Here is a 24,562-nt window from a genome sequence, read left to right as displayed (position 1 = left end):
ATCACCTATTATAAGGACTCATGCATTAATTTCTTCACAGCCGGACGATCAGCAGGTGCCCACTCTAATTGATCTAAGGAGTGAGCAGGTAACCATTTAATCGCCACATGTTCGGTTAGCGTAGGCACACCTGTTTCTAATTCACATACAAATGTCGTTAAATTAATTCGAGCAAAATCATAGTCGTAAACTGTTGTATCAAAAGCTGATGGTGAGACCGATACTTTAATCTTAAGCTCTTCGTCTAGTTCACGTAACAAGGCTTGGCGTGGACTTTCACCTTGCTCAATCTTTCCTCCTGGAAATTCCCAATAATTAGCCAATGACCGACCTGGGCCACGCTGAGCGCATAAGATTTTCTCATCCTGAACAATAATCGCCCCTACCACTTTGACTTCTTTTCTCATCGAATCATCCTTCAGTAGATTTTTTCACGATTTAACATTTTCGCTACATTCACTTCACAGTTTCTTCAATTCTATCACCTATTATACAAGCATACCAAATATAACTTTTCTTCATATCTTTCTCCTCCCAAATGAAAGATAACTAGCGAAAACACCAGTATGGAAGCTGGTGTTTTTGTTTATGATTTATAACTATAGAAGTGTTATTTCAACTCCACCCAATAATCTTTATGACTAAAAAACGATTCATTTCAAACATCTCAAAGTCGAAATGAATCGTTTCTTTTTCTATCCTTTTATTGATCATCTTCTAAAATTTCATTAATCTCAGCACTATAGATATTTGATTTACCACCAAACACAGCTTGTACACCGTCTTGTACTTCTAGGACGGCAGTGGCACCCATTGCTTTTAAGCCATCCTTGTCTACTTTTGATTTGTCCTTAACCGTGACTCTTAACCGAGTGGCACAGGCGGTTACATTGTTAATGTTATTTTCGCTACCCAGACGGTTAATAATGTCTAAGGCATTATCATGTAAATTACTAGCCTGTGATTTTTGATTCACTTTAGCTTTATCAGTCACCACTTCCATACCTGGTACGGCAACTTGGAATTTTTTGACCAAGATTTTAAAAATAAAGTAATAAACCAATGCCCATAAAATTCCCACTGGGATCACTCGAATCCAATTCGTTTGTGCATTCCCTTGAAAAGGACCAAATAATAGAAAATCAATCAACCCACCAGAAAAGGTATTCCCAATACGGATAGACAAGATATCAGCGACAAAGAAGGATACCCCATCTAAAAAGGCATGAATCACATACAACCAAGGCGCTGCAAATAAAAATGAGAACTCAATAGGCTCAGTAATCCCTGTTAAAAAGGAAGTCAAAGCACTACTGAAATAAAAACCTGCATTTTCCTTACGATTTTCCTTGGGAATGGCATGGTACATCCCTAATGTTGCTGCTGGCAAGCCAAACATCATTGTGGCAAATCGACCAGCGAAAAACCGTGTTCCATAAGTAAAGAGACCAGTATAATTAGGGTCAGCTAATTGAGCAAAATAAATATTTTGCGCCCCATCGATACTTTGACCAGCTACGGTTTCTACCCCTCCTAAAGAGGTATACCAAAACAGTGGGTAAATCGTGTGATGCAAACCAACTGCTCCTGTCAGGCGTAAGAAAAAGCCGTAGAAAAAGGAACCAATACTACCCATTTGTGCAATGTGCTCACCTAAAACCACTAGCAGATTTTGAATCGGTGGCCATATTGCGAAGAATATCCCACCTAAAACAATAGCTACTAAGGCAGAAATAATCGGGATAAAACGATTGCCCCCAAAAAAGCCTAAGAATTGTGGTAATTCAATCTTACGGTAGCGATTATGTAAGAAGGTTACAGTTAACCCAATCACTAAGGCGCCTAACACACCAGTATCAATGCTAGCATCCGCATCGGCAAACAGTTCCAAGAAGGCAGAAATTGTTCCAGTAAAAACGAGGTAGGCCACTCCTCCTGATAAACCGGCTGTCCCTTTATCCGCATCGGCAAGACCCACTGCAACACCAATAGAGAAAATCAAAGGTAAGTTGGTAAACACTGTGTTCCCTGCCATTGTCATAATAGTCAAGGTGGCCTGTAACCAAGACTGAGCTAAAAATGGGAACTGGCTGATTGCTGCTTCATTAGATAAGGCACTCCCTAGACCCAATAACAATCCGGCCACTGGAAGAATAGCGATGGGAAGCATGAAAGCCTGGCCTAATTGAGAAAATTTCTTAAACATATTAGCCCTCCTCATTTAAGGCCGCGATAAATCGTGCGGCAATTTCTTTGGGACGAGTAATCGCTCCACCAACAACAATTCCAGCGACACCTAAAGTTTGGATTTTCTTGGCTTGTTGTGGGGTATGAATTTTACCTTCTGCTATGACATCCACCCCACTCGTCACTAAACGCTCAATAAGATCATAATTAGGGCCATCAATGTTTTCACTATAATCGGTGTAACCAGCTAAAGTTGTTCCCACGAAATGAATTCCCTGTTCAAAGGCATTCAAGCCTTCTTCATAAGTTGAAATATCAGCCATAAATAATTGGTCAGGATATTTATTGAGAACTTTCGCAATAAATTCATTTACCGTTAACCCATCATGACGTTTGCGATCAGTCAGATCGAGTGCAATAACTTCAACCCCAGTAGCAACCAATTCATCGACTTCTTGCATGGTTGCGGTAATAAAGGGTTCTTCTGGTGGATAATCTTTCTTAATAATTCCAATAATTGGTAGGTCAACTGCGGCTTTTATCTCCTCAATGTCTCTAACTGAGTTGGCTCGAATACCAACTGCACCGGCTTCTTGGGCTGCTTTGGCGAGTAGGGGCATCACACCACCTGTTTCCGTATAGAGTGGTTCCCCAGGTAGGGCTTGGCAAGAGACAATTAATCCATTATTGATTTGTTTGAGCAATGCTTGTTTTTCCATTTCAATAACTCCTTTTCTTTACTCATTAAACTTGTGACTCTATTAGTCATTTTCATAATTAAATCTTATTAGTGGTCTAAATGCTTGTGGCTCTTCACTTCCCATCAGATAAACCGCTTTCTAAAAACGCTATTATATAATATGATTATTATAGTTCATTTAGGAGTGTGCTTCAACGCTAGTTCAGTTTTTTGTTTCCTTTGCTACTAATTACAGCAAGAAAAAACATATTTCTTTACCAATATCTTCACAAAAAATTCACAACTACTCGCTACCATAAAAACATACCAAATATAACTTTTCTTCATATAATCTTTCTCCTCCAATATGAAAGATTTATAAAAGGCAGTCAGGTCTCCCACCTGGCTGTTTTTTTGCTTTAATGGAAGTCTAGGTGAGTTTAATGCACTTTAATTAGAAATTTGCCGATTTTTGATATCGCTCATTGCTCTGGTAAATGATAGACTTATACTAGAGAAAATGAAGAGAGGATGCTCTTATGGAAGACCGTAAACACTTATATTGGAAGTTATTTACTTCCACCTTCGTCTTATCGGCATTTACCTTTGGCGGAGGGTTCGTTATTATTTCCCTAATGAAAAATAAATTCGTCGATGAACTCGGTTGGTTAGAAGAAAATGAAATTCTCGACTACACTACTATTGCCCAATCCACACCAGGGGCCGTCGCCATTAATGCGTCAATCTTGGTGGGCTACCGAATGGCAGGTTGGGTGGGTGCAGCCATTACTGTTTTGGGTACCATTCTCCCTCCCTTTATCGTTATTTCGGTGATTTCCTTCTTCTATGAAGCTTTTCGTGACAACCTGGTTGTGGCCGCTATTTTGAAGGCCATGCAGGCTGGTGTGGCTGCCGTTATTATCGATGTCGTTTTAGATCTTGCTCATAATGCCTTAAGTTTTCAACGCAGCTTTTCCCTACTGACGATGATTTTTGCCTTCATCGCTGTTTATTTCTTAGATATTAATATTATCTATATTATTTTTATTTGTGCTATCGCCGGTATGGCCTTCTATTATTGGCGCAAAAACAAAGAGGAGGTGCAAAAATAGTGATTTACCTACAATTATTTATCGTATTTTTTCAAATTGGACTCTTCTCTATTGGGGGCGGCTTAGCAGCGATTCCGTTAATACAAGAACAGATTGTGGACACCCATGCCTGGTTATCCATTAGTGAATTCACTGACTTGATTACCATTGCGCAAATGACCCCAGGACCGATTGCCATTAACTCCGCCACCTTTATCGGAATTCGTTTAGCAGGCTTTGCTGGTGCTGTGGTCGCCACCCTAGCCTTCATCACGCCATCTGTTATTTTAGTCATGACTTTAGCTTACATCTATAACCGCCATAAACAACTCGATGCAGTCCAAGCCCTACTAAATAGTTTGAAACCTGCTATCGTGGCCTTTATCGCTTCGGCTGGGATTTCAATCTTGCAAACAGCCTTGGTAGATACTAGTCAGCTCCCAGGAGCCCCCTTCGATTATGTGGCTTTAGTCCTCTTTATCCTAGCCTTTATCTGCCTGCGTAAAACTAAATTCGATCCCATTCTCATCATGCTCTCTACGGGACTGGTGGGTGGAATGATTTATTTAATTCTGTAATAGTTCCCTAACAGCGATTCAGCTCAGACTGAGTCGCTTTTCTTTACACTGGATTGGCTTATTCGTTATGATGGACTTAGTAAGCTTAAAGGAGGCTAATTATGGTAAAAATTGCAACAGTTCTCACCGAATTATTCGAAGACTCTGAATACACTGAACCTAAAAAAGCACTCGAAGCCGCTGGTCATGAAGTGGTTACCCTAGGCTTAGAAGCCGGCCAAACTGTGACTGGTAAAACAGATGGCGTTGAAGCAACAATTGAAAAAGCAGTCGCCGATGAAGATCCGGCTGATTATGATGCCCTACTTATCCCTGGTGGCTATTCACCAGACAAATTAAGAAAAGATGACCAAGTGTTAGACTTTGTCCGTCATTTTGCCATGCAACGCAAATGGATTTTCACTATTTGCCACGGCCCACAACTCTTAGTAAATGCTGGTGTCTTAAACGGCAAGAACCTAACCGCTGTGAAACAAGTGGCAATTGATGTCATCAATGCAGGCGGTAACTTCTTTGATGAAGAAGTTGTCATCGATGAAATCGGTCGTTTCGTTTCAAGCCGTACACCAGATGACTTACCTGCCTTTGACAAAGCAATCGTAGACGTTTTAGAAAAATAAATCCTATTAATCTAATGAGGCTGGGACAAAAGTCCCAGCCTCATTAGGATATACGGACATTTATCTCTTAGTTTAGTTCTGAAAAACAGCCCCATCAGTATTTTCTGCAAATGAGTCAGTATTCTGCGAATACTTCCCATTTTCAGACAAATTCTTTGAGGCTAATCGTTTTTCATCTCATCCTGTTTTATTAATAGTGATAAAATCACAACAAAAAATCTATCGTTTTTTGACAAATTAGTCACAGGAAATTCACATCTAGCCACTATTATATAAACATACCCAATAGAAAAACTTTTCTTCATATCTTTCTCCTCCCAAAATGAAAGATAAGCAAACGGCGCTAGGTCCCCCTAGCGCCGTTTTGCTTTTAACTTAGTCAGACTTCCACTGATTTGCCTGTCACTTTCAATATTGCTAAACTAAGGAAGAAAGTGAGGCCAAGACAATGATTATTCTCCTATCCCCATCCAAAGAAATGACCAAACAAACTGAAAAAAGCCAACGTCCAGTTATACTTCTAGACAAGGCCAAAGAATTGAGCCAAGCCAGTGATTTTTTAGGGGACAAGGCCCATTACCAAGCCCTAAATCTATACAACGGTTTACAGTACCGTTATCTAAAAAAGGACTTAAACAGTGATGATCTGGCCTTCTTAGATCAAAGGCTTTATATCATCTCCGCCCTTTATGGACTTGTACGCCCACTGGATGGCATCCGTCCCTACCGTAAAGATTTCAAAAGCAAGGGCCTCTATAAAGCTTGGGGAGACACCCTCTACAAAGTGTTGTCCCAACAAGAGAGCCCTATTCTCAACCTCGCGAGTAAGGAATTTTCCAAAACCATCACTCCTTATTTAAACACTAATGACCGTTTCATTACTGTCGACTTTAAAGAAGCAAGTGCTGATGGTGAATTGAAAACTCACTCAACAATTTCTAAAAAAGGCCGCGGACAAATGGTTAATTTTATCGCCAGGGAGCGAATAACTGACATCAATGCAATCAAAAACTTCACCGATATGGCATACAGCTATCGTGACGACTTATCTAATGACGCTCATTGGGTATTCGTTCGCCCTAAAGACTGAATTAATGATAAAAAAAGCAAAGCGACTGGGATTTATGTCCCAGTCGCTTTGTTTTATATGAACAAGTATCTTTAGCTCTAACCGCTTTTCATCTCATTCTTATAGCGAGCTCGCAAAAGCAAGCGCTTCGGATATTTGTCCAATAGGCTAAAAGATTTAAGTTCATATCTTTTGCCTATTGGGTCAAATCTCTCGCTCTTACCGCTTTTGCTCACACCCTTTTATTTACAAAGGATTTTTTGCTGGTTTACCGGGGCGACGTGGATATTTATTAGGGGTTTCTTTCCTTTTTTCAATCCGCACAATATGCCGCTCCCCAGTCTCATTGGGTAGGTCAAAAGCAATGTCTTCAATAAATTTCCCACCCAAAGTAGCGATGGCCTGATTGGCTTCTTCGCGTTCATCATGGGTTTGAGCCGCCTTCATGGCTAAAAACTGACCACCCTTCTTCAACAAAGGGATACAAAATTCCGCTAAGAGATTCAGACGCGCCACAGCACGGGCAGTAGCCACATCAAATTGACCGCGAAAATCCGGATTTTGGCCAAAAGTTTCGGCACGATCATGGTAGGCAGACACGCCAGATAAGTCTAAGTCAGAAATTACCGTATTCAAGAAATTTACTCGCTTATTGAGACTATCCACAATCGTCACGTCAAGATTAGGAAAAGCAATCTTTAAAGGAATGCTAGGAAATCCTGCTCCAGCACCCACATCGACTAATTTTTTATCGTTGGTAAAGTCTTCATAAAAAGCCAAGGTCAATGAATCATAAAAATGCTTGAGATAGACGTCTTCTTGCTCGGTGATAGCGGTGAGATTAATCTTCTCATTCCATTCTAGCAATAAGTCATAATAACGAGCGAATTGCGCCATCTGATGATCTGATAAGTTAATGCCTTGGTCAGCCAAAGCCGCTTGAAACTGGTCTGGATTCATGCTATTGCTCCTTCCAAGTTTTTATTAAGTATAACATAGGAGGGGAAACGAGCGTGGTATTCAACTGACGATTTTATATGACAACGCTCACTAAATAGTAATGACATAAGTTATTAAGCTAGTTTTTCAATTTCTTGACTGATTTCAGCAATCAATTGCGTATCTGTTAAGCCGGTCACTTCTTTAATGACACTATCCAAATCAGAATCAGTCAATTTTTCTTGAAGTTCTTGGCTTTGGGCATCATTTGGATCGTCATATTTAAAAATCATCGCAACGGTTTCTTTTAATCGATCATAGTTTAAGCCACGCTCTTGGCATTCACGCAAAGGGCCAATAAAGCGTTCGTTATAACCTAACTTACGGATTGGGGTCCGGGCCACTCGGGTAATGGCATCTGAAATATATTTATTTTGAAAACGTTGAACGATTTTATTGGCATAGTCTTGGTGTTGGTCAGGGTCAAATCCCCATTTATCAACCAATAAGGCACCGGTTTCTTGTAAAACACCTTTAAGTTGATTCAAGATTCGGTCGTCTTCTAAGGCTTGATCAATTGTTTCATAACCATAGTACCGTCCAGTGTAGGCTGTGGTCGCATGGCCAGTGTTCACTGAGAATAACTTTCTTTCGATATATGGCTCTAAATCATCCACATATAGGACATCCGATAGCTTCAAATCAGTCGCTTTCATATGTGTTTCATCAACAACCCATTCACTAAACGGCTCAACTGAAACATATAATGGATCTTCATGCGATTGGATAGGAACAATCCGGTCAACGGCTGCATTAGGAAATCCAACATATTGAGCAAGGTAATCAATAGTGTCATTGTCCAAGTGTTTAATGACTTCTTGGTATAAATAATCTGACCCACCAATCATATTTTCACATGCAATCACATCAAGGGCGTTGGTGTTATTCGCTGCTTGGCGTGCCTGCAATCCTTTAGCAATTAATTCTGCAATAAAAGGTAAGACATTAGGTCCAATGGCTGTCGTTACAATATCCGCATTTTTCACGGCTTCAATTACTGCGTCGGGATTTTTTCCGTTATTAATTCCTGAAAAATCAGTGATTTGAGTTTTATCCATTTTTTCATCAGCAAAAGCAACAGTATAATGGTCCCGTTCATTCAAAGCATCAATCAATTCATCATTGATGTCTACAAATGTAATATGAAAACCATTCTTATGTAGAATTTCACCGATAAATCCACGACCAATATTGCCAGCTCCAAAGTGTACAGCTTGTTTCACTATACTTCCGCCTCCTTAATAATTGCAGTAATTTCTGATTGTGATTTTGCATTTGCTAATTTGACAACATTTTCTTTGTCCGAACAGATGACAGCTATCTTAGAGAGTAAGTCAAGGTGTTCATCGCCTACCCCTGCAATCCCAAATACTAATAGGGCCAGATTTTCTTCTTCAGACGTAGAAAAATCAACGCCATGGGGAACTTGCACCAAAGAAATTGCTGTGTGCTTGACGGCTTCCTTGGCATCATCTGTGCCATGAGGTATCGCGACAAAATTCCCCATGTAAGTTGAAACAATTTGTTCACGCTCTAGCATCGACTCGACATATTCTGGCTTAATAGCATCATCAGCCAATAATAATTCGCCAGCTGCTCGAATCGCGTCCTCCTTATTAGAGAATTGCTGGTTTAGTTGAATTAACGTTTCCTTTAATTCCATTTCATACTCCTTTTCTTTACTCGTTACTCTTTTGTGAGGGTTGCTTGTACAAATAAATGACTTAATAGTTGGGAAATGAGTTGTTCATTGCCATACTTATAAATCTCAGTATTTAAATCACTATCAATAATTGATGATGAAATACTACCTAGTAATCGTTCTTCTTCATTGCTAATATCAATTGGCGCTAACATTAAGAGAATTCGTTGTAATTGAATATATTTTTGATCCATTCCCATAATTTCAAATTGCTTATCTAAATCGATGACTGCAAAATAAGCGGCCTTCACATGGCTACTAGAGATGTGAAATAAGGCAATATTGGAATTTGGAATACCTATGGGCGCTTCTTGATAGCGTTTAACGATTTCTTGTGTGATATTGGCTGGATTAATAATAATTGTCTCATCTAATTTTGCAATAATATTATATAAAGTACCAGATAAGCTCGCTTCCGCTTGTTCGTTTCTTACCTGGAATTGTTCTAATAGTTGATTACCAGCATTAACTAAATGATACATTTCTTTGAAGCGATTACTTTCATCTTTGGCCGGATAACCCTTATTTTCTTCTGTAGGGCTATTGTGTGAGAGTGTTTTAATTTCTTCTCTTATTTTTATTGCTTCATTATCCAATAATAAGGGCGAAATCATTTGATAATCGAAACCAACATTTGGTAGATATTCAGTCGCCAAAATTAAATGGTAATCTTCAGAGTTTAATTCATTAATTTGTGACGTCTTATAAATGGTCACAGAATGAACTTCTGGGATTTTATTTTTAAAACGGCTTTCTAACACACGACTCGAACCAATGCCTCCTGAACTAACAATCGCCACTTTAACTGATTTGGTAAGCGGTTGACGTTCAATCGCAGAAGCAAAATGTAAAACAATATACGCAATTTCCTCTGAATTAAATACTAAGTCAGGGAAGACGGTTTTAATGCTTTTTTTGACACTTTCAAGAATATAGGGATAACGTGCAGTCATCTTCGATAAGACATCCGGTTCATTTAAGGTCAGATGATCTGAACGATTAACAGCAGCTTCCATGTGAGCCAACAAATCGATCGATAAAACGCGGTCTTCCCTAAAATTATACCCTGTTAAATGAGACACTTGCCGGATCAGTTCCGTTACTTGATAAGTGAGTGTCGCATCAAAGTCATTTGAGAAAATATCTTGGGACCGATTAAAATTCATTCCCTCTAGTTGGTGAGCAAAATAAACCCTTTCTCCCATACTGATACTCGTATTCACAGTGTCTGAAAAAATTATAGTATAAATTTTATAAGCCAAGCGTAAATAGTGAGCAGATAAGCCTTTTTCCAAACTATTCATGTGAATAGAATGCGACAAACGCATGCGATAAACATTCACTAAAAGATTAAGTAATGTTTTTTTCAATTGATTATCTGGCAGTTGAACGATATTTTCGTGATATAAATTAGAGTCAACAAGAGCACTTACTTGTTCATAAATCACTTGCGGAAAAACAGAGAGGAAAAAATGATTATAATTTGAAGTCTCCTTTTCACTAGTTAGCTCCCGCAAAAAGTGAAAGAGTTCAAAGGCTTTTATATTACGATCTAGTAAGTAAACAATCAGTTGTCTGATTTTAATTTCATTACCAACGATTTGAACTTTAATCTCATTTAAATTCTTTAATTCTACTTGATAATAGTCAAAAATCGTCTTTATACTATTTAAATCATTTTGAATCGTTCTGGTACTCACTTGAAAATCAATCGCTAAACTCTCAATACTATCGCGCTGCTCCTTGGTTAATAAAACTAGGGCAATTGCATCTTGTCTTTCTTGTTTAGAGAAATTGACAAAATTCTGTTGGGTTATTTGCTGCCACAATGCATGTTTTTCTGACTCAGTGGCGACAAGATAATACCCTTGATGACGCGATTTCTTTAATTTCATTCCTAGTGAATCCAAACTTTTTTCTAGATTTGCAATTTCGCGATAAACCGTTCGTCGACTCACCTTCAATACTTGCTCTAAGTCCGCCAAGGCCACCCCTTGCGACTTAGAACAAAGTAATTTTATAATCTGTTTCTCCCTTTCTGAAAAAAACATCCCTATCGCCCCTCATTAGTCTTTACTCTATTATAGTATGACCTTATTGAGTGACTGTTTCAAGCAGTTCCTTATAAGCTGATTCCTCATATAAGTGAGACACTTCATAAACCTGTGACTGCTCAATTGTTTGTAATTGCGCTAATGTTTCCTTATCACTAATTAATAAGGCATTGGCACTTAATTCGATTTCATTTTCTTCTACCGCGTGTACAGTAATTTCTTTGCCTTCATTGCGTAATTCATTTCGTAATAAGGATGCCCCCATTACTGGACTAGCTGGATAATCAGCATGGTAAGGGAAAATAATTTCATTAATCGTTGACATATCCAGACTTGAATGGCCAGATGCTACATTTGAGTCATTACTTGTAGCAACATCTTCTTCCGATTTATTTTGCATTTCATTTAAGATATCATCATAACGATCACCATCTAAGAAATTCCCCACCGATACATGAGACCCATGAGGTGCTTGTTTCATGGCACGATTAGTCAATTCTTCCTGCGTAATAATTAATGTTCCCGATTCATCCTTCAACTTACTAATTGCCATATTGGTAATCGGAATATCATAACCAATAGTTTTCGCTTTCTTCCGTAATAAAGAAGCACCCATTGCACTAGAGCCCATACCAGCATCACAAGCAAAAATAATTTGATTAATATCTTCTGGTGCTGGAACCTCATTTTGTTCACTAGCATTTAGCTCAGTCGTTTGCCCTTTGGATTCTGCTTTGGCAGATTGTGTTGACCGTTGTGCTGCTTCAAAATCGCCTTCTTCAGTATTTTTATCCATTTTGATGATAGCCGCAGCCACTAAGAAGGAAACTAAAGTAGCCACTAAAACACCTGCAATGACTCCAATATAAGTACCAGGTGCAGTCATTCCAATAATCGCAATTATTGATCCTGGTGAAGCAGGTCCTGTCAACGCAGCATTCAACAGTTGGAAAGTAAAGGTTCCAGAGATACCACCTAAAATAACGGCTAGGAACAATAAAGGTTTCATCATCACGTATGGGAAGTAAATCTCATGGATACCACCAAGGAAGTGAATAATAATAGCTCCTGGTGAAGAAGCTTTTGCAGACCCTTTACCAAATACACTAAATGCTAATAAAACACCTAGTCCTGGACCAGGGTTTGCCTCTAATAGATAAAGTACAGAACGGCCCATTTCAGCCACTTGTTGAGAGCCTAATGGTGTCAAAATACCATGATTAATCGCGTTATTTAAGAATAGAATCTTAGCTGGCTCAATAAAAACATTTGCCAATGGTAATAATCTTTGGCTAATAATCCAGTCTACACCAGTCTCAAATAAGGTTGTCATTCCAGACACAAATGGTCCCACCGCATAAAAACCAACTAATACCAGTAAGAAACCAATTATACCGACTGAAAAGTTATTAACTAACATTTCAAAACCAGATGGAATCTTGTCACTAAAGTGTTCATCAAATTTCTTGATGACCCATCCACCTAGCGGACCTAAAACCATGGCACCAATAAACATTGGCACAGTAGGTTGTCCGGTTATAATTTCTGAAGCACCTACAATAGCCCCCATTGTAGCGATTGCACCAGTTACAGCGCCTCGTTGCTCATATACCATCGAGCCCCCTGTATAACCAATTAGAATTGGTAATAAGTAATCCCGCATTGGGCCAACCAAGTTAGCTAAAGCCTCATTAGGCAACCAACCATCAGAAATAAATAGGGCCGTGATAATCCCCCAAGCAATAAATGATCCAATATTAGGCATTACCATACTTGATAAGTAGGAGCCTAATTTCTGTATAGCAGATTTAAACCCTGCATTTGATTTTTCTTGCGACATTGTTCTCTCTCCTTTATTTCAATACTACTTCTATAGTAAATGCTTTAACAAACGGTTACAATAGTGAGCGAACGCAAATTTGGCACAAACAATGTGCCAGCACTTTCTGAGGAAATAAACGGCATGTGTTATAATGATGTTGTTATCAAACCGATTACAAGGAGGAATTATAATGGATATCCAAATTTTTGAAAATGCACACGAGGCTTCGAAAAAAGCAGTAGACTTTTTTGAAAAAGCTTTAGAAAAAAATCAGAACGTATTTGGCTTAGCAACAGGATCAACTCCCGAAGCATTATACGAACAATTAATTGACTCTTCACTCGATTTTTCCGATGCAATAGCTATTAATCTTGATGAATACTACGGCTTACCAGCAAATCATCCACAATCTTATGCTTATTTTATGGAAGAACATCTTTTCAACGCTAAACCCTTCAAGAAAACCTATATTCCCAATGGAGAGAATACTAATGTATCCGAAGAAATCGACCGTTATAATACCGTTTTGGCAGAGAATCCCATTGACTTACAACTACTAGGAATTGGTCAAAATGGCCACATCGGTTTCAACGAACCAGGCTCTTCCAGCACTGAAAAAACACGGTTAGTTGATCTTACTCAAGAAACCATTATGGCAAATTCGAGATTCTTCTCTGACCAATCAGAAGTCCCTACTCAAGCTTATTCCATGGGATTGGCTTCAATCATGTCTGCTTCACAAATCCTTTTACTCGCCTTTGGAGAAAATAAAGCCGAAGCCATCAAAGCCATGATTGAAGGACCTGTTACATCTGAAGTACCGGCCTCTATTTTACAAAATCATCCCAATGTGACTGTTTTATTAGATAAAGAAGCCGCAAAATTGTTGGAGAAGTAATGCATTATTATAAAAAATAATACGAAATGAGGCTGGAACAAAAGTCACTAAGAACAGAATCCTTGGATTAAAGTGTGCAGGACAGGAGAAACCTATCCTGCACACTTTAGGAAACAGTCGAAGGAGCTGCATTTCAGAACTCGATTAAAAGACTGTGAGCAAAAGTGGTAAGAGCGAGTGATTTGATCCAATAGACAAAAGATTTGAACTTAAATCTTTTAGTCTATTGGACAAATATCCGAAGCTCTTGCTTTGGCGAGCCCAACTAAGAGATTAATGTTCATATATTACAAAGAGGCTGGGATTTTTGCCCAGCCTCATTTTGTCTCTTTTATATATTCAAGTTACCGTGTATTTCTTCCCAATCATTTGAAAAATCGGTGATAGCTTTATTGATATTTGCATCATCTAAGAATTTATCTACTACCTCTGCTCCTACTGTCACAGTATGTGCACCCTTATGCAAAGATTCTAATACCTGATTAACATTTTTAAAACTCGCCGCAAGTATCTTCGTATCATGATTATTATGATCAATATAATTTCTAATATTAGAAATTACTGTATATGGATTGGTATTCAGATTTTCCATCCGATTGACATAGGGAGCTAAATAATCTGCTCCATTTGCAAGTGCTAGTAACGCTTGGATTTCAGAATAAATGGCAGTTGCGGTGATATTATACCCTTCATTTTTCAATTCCTTAATAACTTTTAGACCCGTTTTTGAACAAGGAATTTTTATATAAACATCTTTGCCAATTGACTCCGCTATTTTTTTAGCATCTTCCATCATTCCTGTATAATCTGAAGCAATTGTTTGTACATGTAGGGTTCGATTTTTTCCAATTATATTTCTTATTTCTGTTAAATGTTCGATTACATCAATATTACCTTCTTTTTTTAATATTGATGGATTTGTTGTCACCCCAACGACTGGTAAATACGTTAAATAGTCTTTGATTTTACAAGTATTGGCTGAGTCTATAATTAAATTCATTCTCTTCCCTCTCTATTTAAATGCTTTAGTGCTTGCAAATCGAGATCTTTAAAAGATGTGACTACCTTATCTGCTAATGATAAATCTTGTGCTGGATAATCTGGGTTTTTAAACCCAACACAATATAAATCCGCCCTATTTGCAGATGTGGCCCCATTCAGTGTGTCTTCAATTGCTATACATTCATAAGGCTTTTTATCTAGTTTTTCCATTGCATATTGATAAATATCTGGAAAAGGTTTTGAATTATTTACTTCTTCGCCAGAAACATAAACATCAAAATAATTAATTAGTTCCAATTCCGTTAAATTACGTTTAATTTCAACTATTGGCGAGCTAGATGCGACACCTAATTTAAAGCCCATTCGATAGGCTTCAGCGATGAAAGTTTGGACTCCTTTTATTGCCTTTACCCCATCTTCGTTAATCATATTTTGTCTTTCTTGATTCATCAAATTAATGTAATAATCAACCGATTCTTCTAGATTTAACTCTTCTTTCATTTTTTCCCACATATATTGATAGGTTGTTCCCATAAATTGATATTGATAACTGATATCCTTATCATAGCCTAGCTGATTTAAAATTTTGGTTTTAGATTGTAAATAAGTATATTCAGAATCAACAATTACGCCATCCATATCAAAAATAATTGTATTCATATATGCCTCCTGATAAAATATGCCGCTCAATTTGAACGGCATAGTTATTATTATTTAATTGTAATTTCTGTGCCGACACTAATTTCTGGTAGTTTTTTTTCTTCAACATATAAAGTACCGGCCAATGCTGCTTCATTAGAACCATCAAATTTTATGGTGATATGACCTAGGTCTCTTAGATTTTTCTCAACGACATTACCCACTGCTGTAATTTTATACTGTTCATTACCTACAGACAAGGTTTGTCCTTCTTGAATAGATTCCTTAACCTCATTAAGCTCAATATTATAACAATAATCGGCTAAATCATCAGGTGCATCTGATCCAAATAAAATAATCATATTTTCTGATTGAAATAATTCTGCTTCATTACCAATATTAATAACATTTGTTTCAAATACAGACATAATTAACTCCTTAACTATATAATCCAAAACTTGCTAACCATGCGACAACCACACGTGGGACACCATTTAAGAAACGTGAATAAAGTACTGCTGGTACCCCAACTTCTACTGTTTCTGATTTTGCTTCAGCTAACCCTAATCCAACGGGAATAAAGTCACATCCATTTTGAGTATTAATTGCAAATAATGCTGGCAAAGCAAGATTTGGTGGAATATTTCCACGGCCAATCTCTACACCGATTAACGTTCCTACGACTTGACTTATTACCGCACCTGGTCCTAATAAGGGAGATAAGAATGGTAAAGAGCACACAAAACCAATGATAACTAGTCCCCAAATATTACCAGCTAAAGGCGCTAAAGTATTGGCAATCCAATCACCAACACCAGAACCTTGTATTACACCAATAATCAAGGAAACAAAAGCCATGAATGGAATCACTGTGTTTAACATTGTCTGTACAGCTTCACGCGCAGCTTGATTAAAAACAGACACAAACTTTCCGGCGCCCATTCCTATTTTGGCAATAATTCCACCCTTTTGTTGCTCAGTAATCTTTTTAGAGGTATCATACTTAGGTTTATCTTCTTCTGCTGATTCTGGCTCATGGGTTGCTGTATCAGCTTGAGATTGCTCAGCTACGGTTTCTTCTGTCAAACTAATTTGTTTTTTTCCAACATTAGATACATAAATATCTTCAGTAATATATTGGGCTAATGGGCCAGCTTTCCCAGTGGCAATAATATTTACCGTAGGAATCCCTTTCTTAGGATATAGACCACATCTTAGGGTTCCACCACAGTCGATAATAGCTAAGGCAATTTCGTCATCAGGAATAGATGTTTTAAAGCCATTAACTCCTTCCATGCCAGTTAATTCTTCAATATAGTCAACGATTTCTGGGCGATCACCACCACCAACCACATAAATGAATTTATTTTTCTTTTCAGTTGGAGTAATCACTAAGGGACCGCCAAATCCACCAGAACCCTTATTTATTTTTATACTTTTGTATTCAGTCATTTTATTACAACCCCGCTCTCTAATCAGTCACTGTTTCCACAGATTTACTTAATTTTATGCCTTGTTGACGGCTAACACGTTCAGTAAAGAAATCTGTCGTCCATCCACCAATAAAGTTCATCACTAAACCTACTAGTAAGTAACGAATGGCTAGTTCCATTTCATTTAAACCTAATGTCATAATCCCTTGAGCAATCCCCATCCAAACAAATAATTCACCTGGGTTGATATGAGGAAACACACCGTTGCTTGTATGACAAAATTGCATTTGGGCAGCGATATATCCAGGTTTATAGTATTCAGGTAAAAAGCGACCCATAGTCATTGACATCGGATTACCCAACATAAATGCTGAAACAAAAGGTAAAATCATATAGCGAGTAAATGGATTAGAAGAAGATACCGCTGCTAACTTTTGCACCCTTTCTTCTCCTAGTAAATTAATAATTGCATTCATCGCTATCAATAGCATTAACACTAAAGGAACGATTGAACCCATCCACTCAATGAAGGTATCTGCTCCTAATTGGAATAAGTTCATAAAGCCTTCAGCAAAGTTTATTATCCATTGCATTATTGTACACTCCCCTTAACTTTTGATTTTAAATCGTCGAACAAGTGACTAGTCACTTGCCCTAATTTACGTAATGGCGAAGGTTTTTCTTCTTCGACATGAATACCTAATTGGTAATTGATAAATAAATTTCTCGCATCTTCCATTGCAATTTGTGTTAAACGATTTTCTTTTTGCACTAACGGATGTTTTTGATCAATAAAGTGTATGTCCTGCCCAATAAATTGTTCTAGAGCTTTGAATTTAGAAAAAACAGTCACTCCTTGCATTTTATAAGCTGCAAATATAATATCCTTATCATCTATTCCAAATAAGATAAGGGTTCCAGCTTTTAAACGCCCAGGATTTCTACCAATAACCACTCTACCTTTATTTCTAACTTCCAAATACACTTTGTTAAATTCTTTAATTTGTTGATACCCTAACAATATTTGAATTCCATATGCAGATACTGCAATAATTCCAAATAACATTAGAAAACTCATCTTATCACTTCCTTCTAACAATATTTAGAATGTCTTGTTTAGATTTAGCCTTTTTAATTTGCTTTCTCAAATTATGATCTTGAGCCACTAAAAAAATAAAATCATATAGTTCAATTAATGTATTTTCTATTTGTTTAGTATTATTTTCTGGAATCCCAATCATAAAAATAATTTCTATTTTTTCATTTGAATAATTATTTTCTAAGTAACCAATATTAAGGACGACACGATCCGATTTATGATTTATTGCATGAGGCATCGCTATACCATTTTCAAAAATTGTCGATTTTAATCTTTCACGTTCGATGATTCGAAAACAAAATTCGTTATCTACAAAATTCTTCTCTTGTAAATCGGAGGCCATCTTGACTAAATACTTATAATAATTATCTTCAGAAGTTAATACGGATTGACTGACTTCAAGTGTCTCACTTTCAATAAATTCGAGTCTCTCAATTTTTTCCCATTCTTTCCGAATTTGTGAATCTTCAAATAAGGTGTTTATTTGAACGACAGGAATGTTTAAATCCGGATATCTAAGAGGTACCGTAGAAAAAACAGCAAAAAAGTGATTTAATTTTTCTTGGGAAATTTCATGAATCGCTAATGAAACAATTTCTACCTCGGATCCAAGAACTTGGGCAAATCTTCGTTCAATAATCTTTGCAGTCCCTCTCCCGGTATGACATACAACAGCAATTTTCTTCTTTTGAGCACTTTCATTTAAATTCATCGCCATTTCTATATAAATGGCTAAATAGTTCTTTTCTGCTGGATAGGATTTTTCTCCTAGTTTATTTTCAATTACTGTAATAGCAAGTTGAGATAATTCATAAGATAAAGGATATTTAGATGATAATTTATCAAATAATATATCATCCAATGGTGTATGTGTAACTAATCGATTGACAAGATAATGAAGATGGATATTAATGTCTTCAAATAATTTTTCTTGGTTAATATCTATAGCAAACTCACGTTGAATAGCCGTGATTATATCATCAAATAAAACTGGTATAAAATGACTTTCATATTTCTTATTAAGATAATCTCCTTGATTATAGATATTAAATGGATAGGATAAAAATTCTCTCTCATAAGCGTTTAAATTAATTTGAAAATACTGCTCAACAGTGGTTAATATACTATCGAAATTAAGATCATTCTGTATATAATTCGTATACAAGTTACTATTCTTAGATAATCCATTATCTTTTCTTACTAGTGTTGTCTCCACAGCTTTCAAAAATATATGCTTAACTTCATCACTAATATTAATATCTGTAAACGTTGGATCAATTATTTTTATAAAATCTAAATCGATAAATGAAAAATCAAAATATTCTAAAACATAATTTATGTATAGTAATCTTATTTGATACTCTTCACCACTTAATTGGATTCCTTTATTAGTCGTTCCAATTAAATCGATTCCATAATCTTTTAGCTGTTTTCTTAAACTATTAATATCCTTATTTACTGTTCCGCGACTGACATTTAATTTCTCTGTCAAATCAGCAATTGTTATAGACTCGTCTATTTCAGCCAGTTTTTTAATAATATAAGCTTTACGTTTACTACTTGAATTAAAATCACTTTCTTTACGTAACTGTCCTGACAAAATTGATGAATACGCAACATAATCTAAAATCGTTAGCTGATAGTATGCATCGATTAAATCAATACGGGCAGTATCTTCTAATTCATTATTGAGCATTTTTATATTATTCTTTACTGTTATTCGACTAGTCCCTAAATAGTTTTCAAGCTCATTTTGGGAAACTTGATGCTTTTTTTCTAATATAGATAATATCTTGTACCATCGATTAATGAGAGCCACTCAGCTCACTCCTAGCCCCTTGTTTTTCCTCCGGCTATATTCAACGTTACACCTGTAATATAACTTGCTCGATCAGATAATAAATAGCTAACAAAATCAGCCACTTCATCTAATTTTCCAGAACGTCCTAAAGGTGTAGTACTTGTACTTGAATACCCTTCGCGTAATTTTTCAACTGTAATATTTCGAGTATATGCTAACGACTCTTCATATTGAATTGTTCTTAAACCAGTTTCTTCCAATATACCGGGTGCCACACCAACGACACGTACATTATGTTTCCCTAGTTCTTTTGCCCATGAACGAGTGTAACTATATACTGCTGCTTTTGTTGCTGCATAAGGACTTTGGCCTTCAGAACCTTCAAGACCAGATTCTGACCCCATATTTAAAATAACGCCTTCGCCCTTTTCTACTAAAATTCTTCCAACTGTTTGAGCAACTAAAAATACCCCTTTTTGATTAATCTGTAACATCTTGTCAAATACATCATCTGCTAATTCATATTCACCTTTAGGGTTTTTTGGATCCACCAATAAACGTGGAATATTTATCCCAGCATTATTTACAACACCATCAATCGTTCCAAATTTATCAATAACTGCTTCTACGCTATCTTCAACATTTTTTCGCGAACTCACATCAGTTTTGACAAATAACAGATTATCATGTTTTTTGTCTCCCTCATTAATATCGAAATTAGCGACTTTAGAACCATTGGCTAATAATTCTTCAATAACTGCTGCCCCAATTCCAGAAGAACCACCTGTAACGACATAGACTTTATCCTCAATATTTAACCATGAATTTTGCATTTATAATTCCTCCTTTTCTTGTTCACTTATAAGTATAGCGTTTTCATGGTTAAAATTTAATTCATCATTTTTTCCCGAATACTAAAATTTATTATACTAATTATTATTAATATATAAATTATAATTTTTTATCGTTTAATTTGCTACTTAATATAGCAAAAAATTCGAAACCCCCTCAAGAATCAATGAGAATAAGGATTCTTGAGGGGGTATAAGATAATTTTGGTTTTTACGCATTTTTAAATTGTTAAAGTTGTTTAACCAATCGAAAATATATTCCTTCAATTTTATTTTAATTTCTATTTATTAATTATCTGGTAATTTATAAGTCCTTCTTCTGTGGAATAAAATTTAGAGATAAATGATATTAATAGAATATATAAATTTAATTAGATTATCATTCGCATATTTAACCGCTTAATAGTACACATTTTAATTAAAAGTTATCTACAATCAAAAACAAGTCAGTACTCTATTTACTGACTTGTTTGATATGTAGCTATTATTATCTATATTAATCCAAAATGTTGAAACGCTTTCCACATCCCATCTTGATCAACATCAGCGGTAATATAGTCTGCAGCTTCTTTGGTTTCAGGACCAGCATTACCCATAGCAATACCAGTTCCGCAATATTCAATCATAGGGATATCTACCTTAGCATCTCCAAAGGCAAAGGCATCTTCCTTACTCTTACCTAGATACTGTAATAAAAATCCAATTCCTACACTCTTGTCAATATTATCAAGCGCAACATCACCAAAGAGGGCTTTTTCACCAACACCACCCCAAGTGCCTACTTTATAATTCGAAAATTCTTTCTTAGCATCAAGGTAATCCTGGTAATCATCGAGGATAAAACTTATTTTATTAATGTCATCACGGTAAGGATCTGAACCAAATATCATATCCGGGAATACTTTTTTTACATCCATTTGCTTAGCATCAGCTTTCCCTTTATAGGCAGAATAGGCTTGAATTGTTTCCTTGCCTCGTTCAGCAAATTTTTTAGACCCATAGAGTCCAGAGTTGGATTCTAAATAATACTCTAAACCTCGTTGATGTAACCAATCGACAATTGCCTTAGTATCCTCAGCTGTTAGATGTTTATGGAAAATTTCTTGATCATTTAATTCAACGTAATTACCATTTCCACCAATATAACCATCAAAACCAATAGCGAGTATATTTTCATACATTTCTGCCTTAGAACGTCCGGTTACTGGAATTACTAAGTGTCCATTATCTTGAGCTTGATGAATAGCATCAACAGCTGAAGATGGTAAATTATTTTCATAATCCACTAAAGTCCCATCAATATCAATAAAAATTAATTTTTCTGTCATGCTAATTCTCCTTAATAGCTATAGCAGGGTCAAAAGTTTCAATTAATTCAAATTTCCCATCTTTGTAACGATAATGTAGAATGCAACAATTAGAAAATTTAGGGCGCTTGTCTTCTGCACGACGCCATTTTAAATAAAATGCGTAAAGTGATCCGGCATGAGAAACAGCCAGTATCGTTTTATCGTCATTTTCTTTAGCAATTTGTGTCATAACTTGTGTCATTCTCTCTTGTACTTGATCAACTCCTTCGCCACCATAAGGCACAAAGTTGTCTCCATGTGATTCTTCTCCTGCCTTATGAGGAGGTTCTAGGTAAGTGGGGCTACCTTCAAATAAACCAAAGTTCCATTCTTTAAGTAATTTAGAGCGTTGATATGACCCCTCATACATAGCTAATAAGGTATCTTCTGCACGTTCCTGTGTCGAACAATAAGCAGCATCAAAATGAATCGCTTGATTAATAAAGAATTGCCCCGCTGCTTGAGCTTGGCGAATGCCTAAATCCGTTAGTGGTGAATCACAAAATCCTTGGGTTTTCTTTAATTTATTAAAGAGCGTTTGTCCATGACGGACGAGATAAATATCAGTCGTCATAATAATCTCCTCTACGCTATAACTTCTTAATTACTTTGGCTGGTACTTCAGCCACGATAGTATTTTTAGGTACATTTTGGTTAACCATAGCTCCTGCTGCAACTACAGAACCACGACCAATTGCGTTACCTTTAGTAATTGTTGCATTTGGTCCAATTCAAATATCATCTTCAACAACAATACGTTTAGGATACAGATTAGCACGTTTGTCTAGCGCTAAATCATAATCTAAACTAGCAAATACTACTTGATGGTCAATAAGAACATTGTTACCAATTCTTATGCCTCCTTGGTCTTGCATATGGACTCCTGCATTAATAAATACTCCAGCACCAATTTTTATATTCTTGCCAAAGTCAGTATAAAATGGTTGTCGAATACGAGTCGATTCAGGAATCATTTCTTTAATTAAAAATTCTACTCTGAGACGCATATCATCAGGATCTTCCAGTGACTCTGTATTCATTTTAGAAACAGCTATCCATGTCTGACTTGCGATTTTTTTGCATCGTTTCTTCATAAGGTCCATTGGCTAACCAAGGATGCCCTTTATTTAAATTCAATAATTCTTTCATAACAACTCCACTTATTATAGTTATTTGTTGTCTAACTCTTCACCGTTTGATGCGATAACTTTTTGGTACCAAGCAAAAGAATCTTTCTTGGAACGAGCAAAGCTACCATTACCCTCGTCATCTCGATCAACATAAATCATGCCATAACGTTTGGCCATTTGCCCTGATGTAAATGAGATTAAATCAATAATTCCCCAAGGAGTATAACCCAAAAGCTTAACACCATCATGGTTGATAGCTTTAGCCATTTCTTCTATATGTTGCCGCATATAATCAATTCGATAATCATCATGGATTGATCCATCCGATGCTATTTCATCATAGGCGCCTAAGCCATTTTCAACAATAAATAAAGGTAATTGATAACGTTCCCATAGACGATTTAAGGTAATACGTAATCCAATTGGATCGATAGCCCATCCCCAATCAGATGACTGAATATATGGATTATCAACTTGATAAGGAATTTTTCCGTGAACATTTTTATCGCTATCAAGTGGTTCACCTTTATCATAATCAACAACATTTGACATATAGTAAGAAAAACCAATATAATCAACGGTCCCCTTAGCTAGAATATCTGCATCACCATCCAAAATTGGAATATCAAAGCCTTTTCGCTCAAAATTTTTCAAGGCATAACTAGGATAATAGCCGCGAACTTGAATATCAGGGAAGAAGTAACGTAAATGTAAAGCCTCTTCCGCTAACATCACATTTTTAGGATCACAATTATTTGGATAGATAGGGACGTGTGAAATCATAGTTCCAATCTCAAAATTAGGATTTATTTCTTTTCCTTTAGAAACAGCCAATGCAGATGCTAAAACTAAATGATGGGCAGCTGTATACATCACTTCTTCAGGATTCTCTCCTTCTTCAACAGTCACTCCAGCATTCGTCCATAGAAATATGGGATTAGAATAATCCATCATGTTGTTAATTTCATTAAAAGTCATCCAGTATTTTACTTTATCTTTATAACGTTTGTAGACTGTTTCAGCATATTTTACAAAGAAGTCAACAACCTTGCGATTTTTAAAGCCTCCATATTCCTGAGCGAGGTATAAAGGCATTTCAAAATGAGTTAATGTTACTACTGGTTCAATACCATTCGCAATTAATTCGTCAAACAAATCATCATAAAATTTTAGCCCTGCTTCATTTGGTTCAGTTTCATCCCCTTTAGGAAAAATACGGGCCCAATAGATAGACGTTCGAAAGGCTTTTAGACCCATCTCTTTAAATAACTGAATATCTTCCTTATAGTGATGATAAAAATCTACCGCTTCATGGTTAGGATAATACGTTTCAGGGTCAATAGTTGTATGAATTTGTCGTGGTTGTTGAGCTGAGCCAGCAGTCAATACATCGGCAACACTCGGTCCTTTACCATCTTCATTCCAAGCTCCCTCTAATTGATGGGCTGCAACCGCACCACCCCATAAAAAGTTTTTTGGAAATTTAATCATTATATTCTTCCTTTCTTTACTTGCTTTTATAAAAGAATAGTCTATTTAAAATTTAAAGGCAGGTGAAA

At 36.5% G+C, this 24,562-nt stretch carries 25 protein-coding genes; 5 read left to right on the top strand and 20 right to left on the bottom strand.

Going from position 1 to position 24,562, the window contains the following annotated elements:
- Positions 1-8: 8 nt before the first annotated feature.
- From OW157_RS04905 to OW157_RS04895, 3 genes are all read right to left on the bottom strand, one after another.
- Positions 9-407, bottom strand: a complete 399-nt coding sequence (locus tag OW157_RS04905) for a (deoxy)nucleoside triphosphate pyrophosphohydrolase (protein WP_268752215.1) — start codon at positions 405-407, stop codon at positions 9-11.
- A gap of 296 nt (positions 408-703) precedes the next feature.
- Complete coding sequence (locus OW157_RS04900; protein WP_268752214.1) at positions 704-2,206, bottom strand: PTS transporter subunit EIIC; 1,503 nt, start codon at positions 2,204-2,206, stop codon at positions 704-706.
- Position 2,207: 1 nt separating this feature from the next.
- Positions 2,208-2,906 (bottom strand): N-acetylmannosamine-6-phosphate 2-epimerase, encoded by a 699-nt coding sequence (locus tag OW157_RS04895; RefSeq protein WP_268752213.1) that lies wholly within the window; start codon positions 2,904-2,906, stop codon positions 2,208-2,210.
- Between the two features lie 499 nt (positions 2,907-3,405).
- Here OW157_RS04895 and OW157_RS04890 point away from each other — a divergent pair, with 499 nt between their 5' ends.
- The 4 genes from OW157_RS04890 (at position 3,406) to OW157_RS04875 (ending at position 6,245) form a co-directional block, all read left to right on the top strand.
- A complete protein-coding gene (locus tag OW157_RS04890; protein ID WP_268752212.1) occupies positions 3,406-3,978 on the top strand; it encodes a chromate transporter in 573 nt (190 codons plus the stop codon).
- Positions 3,978-4,535 (top strand): chromate transporter, encoded by a 558-nt coding sequence (locus tag OW157_RS04885; RefSeq protein ID WP_268752211.1) that lies wholly within the window; start codon positions 3,978-3,980, stop codon positions 4,533-4,535. The genes OW157_RS04890 and OW157_RS04885 overlap by 1 nt, the downstream gene beginning before the upstream one ends.
- 101 nt (positions 4,536-4,636) lie before the next feature.
- The gene (locus OW157_RS04880) at positions 4,637-5,155 is read left to right on the top strand and encodes a type 1 glutamine amidotransferase domain-containing protein (protein ID WP_326938038.1); all 519 of its coding nucleotides are present in this window, start codon (positions 4,637-4,639) and stop codon (positions 5,153-5,155) included.
- Between the two features lie 448 nt (positions 5,156-5,603).
- On the top strand, positions 5,604-6,245 hold the full coding sequence (locus OW157_RS04875) for a YaaA family protein (protein WP_268752210.1): 642 nt from the start codon (positions 5,604-5,606) through the stop codon (positions 6,243-6,245).
- A 225-nt stretch (positions 6,246-6,470) separates the two neighbouring features.
- Here the strand turns inward: OW157_RS04875 and rsmG are convergent, their stop codons facing one another.
- The 5 genes from rsmG to OW157_RS04850 form a co-directional block, all read right to left on the bottom strand.
- Positions 6,471-7,184, bottom strand: a complete 714-nt coding sequence (gene rsmG, locus OW157_RS04870; RefSeq protein ID WP_268752209.1) for a 16S rRNA (guanine(527)-N(7))-methyltransferase RsmG — start codon at positions 7,182-7,184, stop codon at positions 6,471-6,473.
- 113 nt (positions 7,185-7,297) lie between these two features.
- Complete coding sequence (locus tag OW157_RS04865; RefSeq protein ID WP_268752208.1) at positions 7,298-8,446, bottom strand: mannitol-1-phosphate 5-dehydrogenase; 1,149 nt, start codon at positions 8,444-8,446, stop codon at positions 7,298-7,300.
- A complete protein-coding gene (locus OW157_RS04860; protein ID WP_268752207.1) occupies positions 8,446-8,886 on the bottom strand; it encodes a PTS mannitol transporter subunit IIA in 441 nt (146 codons plus the stop codon). Before OW157_RS04860 ends, OW157_RS04865 begins: the two co-directional genes overlap by 1 nt.
- 23 nt (positions 8,887-8,909) lie before the next feature.
- A complete protein-coding gene (locus tag OW157_RS04855) occupies positions 8,910-10,976 on the bottom strand; it encodes a BglG family transcription antiterminator (RefSeq protein ID WP_268752206.1) in 2,067 nt (688 codons plus the stop codon).
- A gap of 43 nt (positions 10,977-11,019) precedes the next feature.
- Entirely contained in the window at positions 11,020-12,819 is a 1,800-nt protein-coding gene (locus OW157_RS04850; protein WP_268752205.1) for a PTS mannitol transporter subunit IIBC, read from the bottom strand.
- 172 nt (positions 12,820-12,991) lie between these two features.
- On the opposite strand from OW157_RS04850, the gene nagB reads away from it, so the two are divergent.
- Complete coding sequence (gene nagB, locus OW157_RS04845) at positions 12,992-13,699, top strand: glucosamine-6-phosphate deaminase (RefSeq protein ID WP_268752204.1); 708 nt, start codon at positions 12,992-12,994, stop codon at positions 13,697-13,699.
- Positions 13,700-14,030: 331 nt separating this feature from the next.
- On the opposite strand, the gene OW157_RS04840 is transcribed toward nagB, so the two are convergent.
- The 12 genes from OW157_RS04840 to OW157_RS04785 all read right to left on the bottom strand — a co-directional run bounded on the left by OW157_RS04840 (position 14,031) and on the right by OW157_RS04785 (position 24,494).
- Positions 14,031-14,699: a fructose-6-phosphate aldolase gene (locus tag OW157_RS04840; RefSeq protein WP_268752203.1), complete on the bottom strand. Its 669-nt coding sequence runs from the start codon at positions 14,697-14,699 to the stop codon at positions 14,031-14,033.
- Entirely contained in the window at positions 14,696-15,361 is a 666-nt protein-coding gene (locus OW157_RS04835) for an HAD family hydrolase (protein ID WP_268752202.1), read from the bottom strand. The genes OW157_RS04840 and OW157_RS04835 overlap by 4 nt, the downstream gene beginning before the upstream one ends.
- Before the next feature lie 50 nt (positions 15,362-15,411).
- Positions 15,412-15,768, bottom strand: a complete 357-nt coding sequence (locus OW157_RS04830) for a PTS glucitol/sorbitol transporter subunit IIA (RefSeq protein ID WP_268752201.1) — start codon at positions 15,766-15,768, stop codon at positions 15,412-15,414.
- A 10-nt stretch (positions 15,769-15,778) separates the two neighbouring features.
- Positions 15,779-16,792, bottom strand: a complete 1,014-nt coding sequence (gene srlE, locus OW157_RS04825) for a PTS glucitol/sorbitol transporter subunit IIB (RefSeq protein WP_268752200.1) — start codon at positions 16,790-16,792, stop codon at positions 15,779-15,781.
- 19 nt (positions 16,793-16,811) lie between these two features.
- The gene (gene srlA, locus OW157_RS04820; RefSeq protein WP_268752199.1) at positions 16,812-17,366 is read right to left on the bottom strand and encodes a PTS glucitol/sorbitol transporter subunit IIC; all 555 of its coding nucleotides are present in this window, start codon (positions 17,364-17,366) and stop codon (positions 16,812-16,814) included.
- Positions 17,366-17,851, bottom strand: a complete 486-nt coding sequence (locus OW157_RS04815) for a transcriptional regulator GutM (protein WP_268752198.1) — start codon at positions 17,849-17,851, stop codon at positions 17,366-17,368. The genes srlA and OW157_RS04815 overlap by 1 nt, the downstream gene beginning before the upstream one ends.
- 4 nt (positions 17,852-17,855) lie before the next feature.
- The gene (locus OW157_RS04810) at positions 17,856-19,691 is read right to left on the bottom strand and encodes a BglG family transcription antiterminator (RefSeq protein WP_268752197.1); all 1,836 of its coding nucleotides are present in this window, start codon (positions 19,689-19,691) and stop codon (positions 17,856-17,858) included.
- A gap of 11 nt (positions 19,692-19,702) precedes the next feature.
- Positions 19,703-20,506 (bottom strand): SDR family oxidoreductase, encoded by an 804-nt coding sequence (locus tag OW157_RS04805; RefSeq protein ID WP_268752196.1) that lies wholly within the window; start codon positions 20,504-20,506, stop codon positions 19,703-19,705.
- A gap of 509 nt (positions 20,507-21,015) precedes the next feature.
- A complete protein-coding gene (locus tag OW157_RS04800; protein WP_268752195.1) occupies positions 21,016-21,852 on the bottom strand; it encodes a Cof-type HAD-IIB family hydrolase in 837 nt (278 codons plus the stop codon).
- A 1-nt stretch (position 21,853) separates the two neighbouring features.
- Complete coding sequence (locus OW157_RS04795; protein WP_268752194.1) at positions 21,854-22,447, bottom strand: histidine phosphatase family protein; 594 nt, start codon at positions 22,445-22,447, stop codon at positions 21,854-21,856.
- Between the two features lie 157 nt (positions 22,448-22,604).
- On the bottom strand, positions 22,605-22,913 hold the full coding sequence (locus OW157_RS04790; protein WP_268752193.1) for an acyltransferase: 309 nt from the start codon (positions 22,911-22,913) through the stop codon (positions 22,605-22,607).
- A 129-nt stretch (positions 22,914-23,042) separates the two neighbouring features.
- Positions 23,043-24,494, bottom strand: a complete 1,452-nt coding sequence (locus OW157_RS04785) for a 6-phospho-beta-glucosidase (RefSeq protein WP_268752192.1) — start codon at positions 24,492-24,494, stop codon at positions 23,043-23,045.
- Positions 24,495-24,562: the final 68 nt, after the last annotated feature.

Source organism: Aerococcus kribbianus (genome assembly GCF_026805545.1).
Lineage (GTDB): Bacteria > Bacillota > Bacilli > Lactobacillales > Aerococcaceae > Aerococcus > Aerococcus kribbianus.
Note: the sequence above shows the minus strand (reverse complement) of the source record. Positions and strands in the feature narration are given on the sequence as shown.

What these genes read in the sequence shown, in the direction of transcription:
- OW157_RS04830 (WP_268752201.1), bottom strand. Translation starts at nt 15,768, where the DNA reads ATGTCTGTATTTGAAACAAATGTTATTAATATTGGTAATGAAGCAGAA.
- OW157_RS04880 (WP_326938038.1), top strand. Translation starts at nt 4,637, where the DNA reads ATGGTAAAAATTGCAACAGTTCTCACCGAATTATTCGAAGACTCTGAA.
- OW157_RS04815 (WP_268752198.1), bottom strand. Translation starts at nt 17,851, where the DNA reads ATGAGTTTTCTAATGTTATTTGGAATTATTGCAGTATCTGCATATGGA.
- OW157_RS04905 (WP_268752215.1), bottom strand. Translation starts at nt 407, where the DNA reads ATGAGAAAAGAAGTCAAAGTGGTAGGGGCGATTATTGTTCAGGATGAG.
- OW157_RS04895 (WP_268752213.1), bottom strand. Translation starts at nt 2,906, where the DNA reads ATGGAAAAACAAGCATTGCTCAAACAAATCAATAATGGATTAATTGTC.
- OW157_RS04805 (WP_268752196.1), bottom strand. Translation starts at nt 20,506, where the DNA reads ATGCAAAATTCATGGTTAAATATTGAGGATAAAGTCTATGTCGTTACA.
- OW157_RS04790 (WP_268752193.1), bottom strand. Translation starts at nt 22,913, where the DNA reads ATGAATACAGAGTCACTGGAAGATCCTGATGATATGCGTCTCAGAGTA.
- OW157_RS04835 (WP_268752202.1), bottom strand. Translation starts at nt 15,361, where the DNA reads ATGAATACAATTATTTTTGATATGGATGGCGTAATTGTTGATTCTGAA.
- OW157_RS04900 (WP_268752214.1), bottom strand. Translation starts at nt 2,206, where the DNA reads ATGTTTAAGAAATTTTCTCAATTAGGCCAGGCTTTCATGCTTCCCATC.
- nagB (WP_268752204.1), top strand. Translation starts at nt 12,992, where the DNA reads ATGGATATCCAAATTTTTGAAAATGCACACGAGGCTTCGAAAAAAGCA.
- OW157_RS04785 (WP_268752192.1), bottom strand. Translation starts at nt 24,494, where the DNA reads ATGATTAAATTTCCAAAAAACTTTTTATGGGGTGGTGCGGTTGCAGCC.
- OW157_RS04875 (WP_268752210.1), top strand. Translation starts at nt 5,604, where the DNA reads ATGATTATTCTCCTATCCCCATCCAAAGAAATGACCAAACAAACTGAA.
- rsmG (WP_268752209.1), bottom strand. Translation starts at nt 7,184, where the DNA reads ATGAATCCAGACCAGTTTCAAGCGGCTTTGGCTGACCAAGGCATTAAC.
- srlE (WP_268752200.1), bottom strand. Translation starts at nt 16,792, where the DNA reads ATGACTGAATACAAAAGTATAAAAATAAATAAGGGTTCTGGTGGATTT.
- OW157_RS04855 (WP_268752206.1), bottom strand. Translation starts at nt 10,976, where the DNA reads ATGTTTTTTTCAGAAAGGGAGAAACAGATTATAAAATTACTTTGTTCT.
- OW157_RS04890 (WP_268752212.1), top strand. Translation starts at nt 3,406, where the DNA reads ATGGAAGACCGTAAACACTTATATTGGAAGTTATTTACTTCCACCTTC.
- OW157_RS04850 (WP_268752205.1), bottom strand. Translation starts at nt 12,819, where the DNA reads ATGTCGCAAGAAAAATCAAATGCAGGGTTTAAATCTGCTATACAGAAA.
- OW157_RS04860 (WP_268752207.1), bottom strand. Translation starts at nt 8,886, where the DNA reads ATGGAATTAAAGGAAACGTTAATTCAACTAAACCAGCAATTCTCTAAT.
- srlA (WP_268752199.1), bottom strand. Translation starts at nt 17,366, where the DNA reads ATGCAATGGATAATAAACTTTGCTGAAGGCTTTATGAACTTATTCCAA.
- OW157_RS04840 (WP_268752203.1), bottom strand. Translation starts at nt 14,699, where the DNA reads ATGAATTTAATTATAGACTCAGCCAATACTTGTAAAATCAAAGACTAT.
- OW157_RS04795 (WP_268752194.1), bottom strand. Translation starts at nt 22,447, where the DNA reads ATGACGACTGATATTTATCTCGTCCGTCATGGACAAACGCTCTTTAAT.
- OW157_RS04800 (WP_268752195.1), bottom strand. Translation starts at nt 21,852, where the DNA reads ATGACAGAAAAATTAATTTTTATTGATATTGATGGGACTTTAGTGGAT.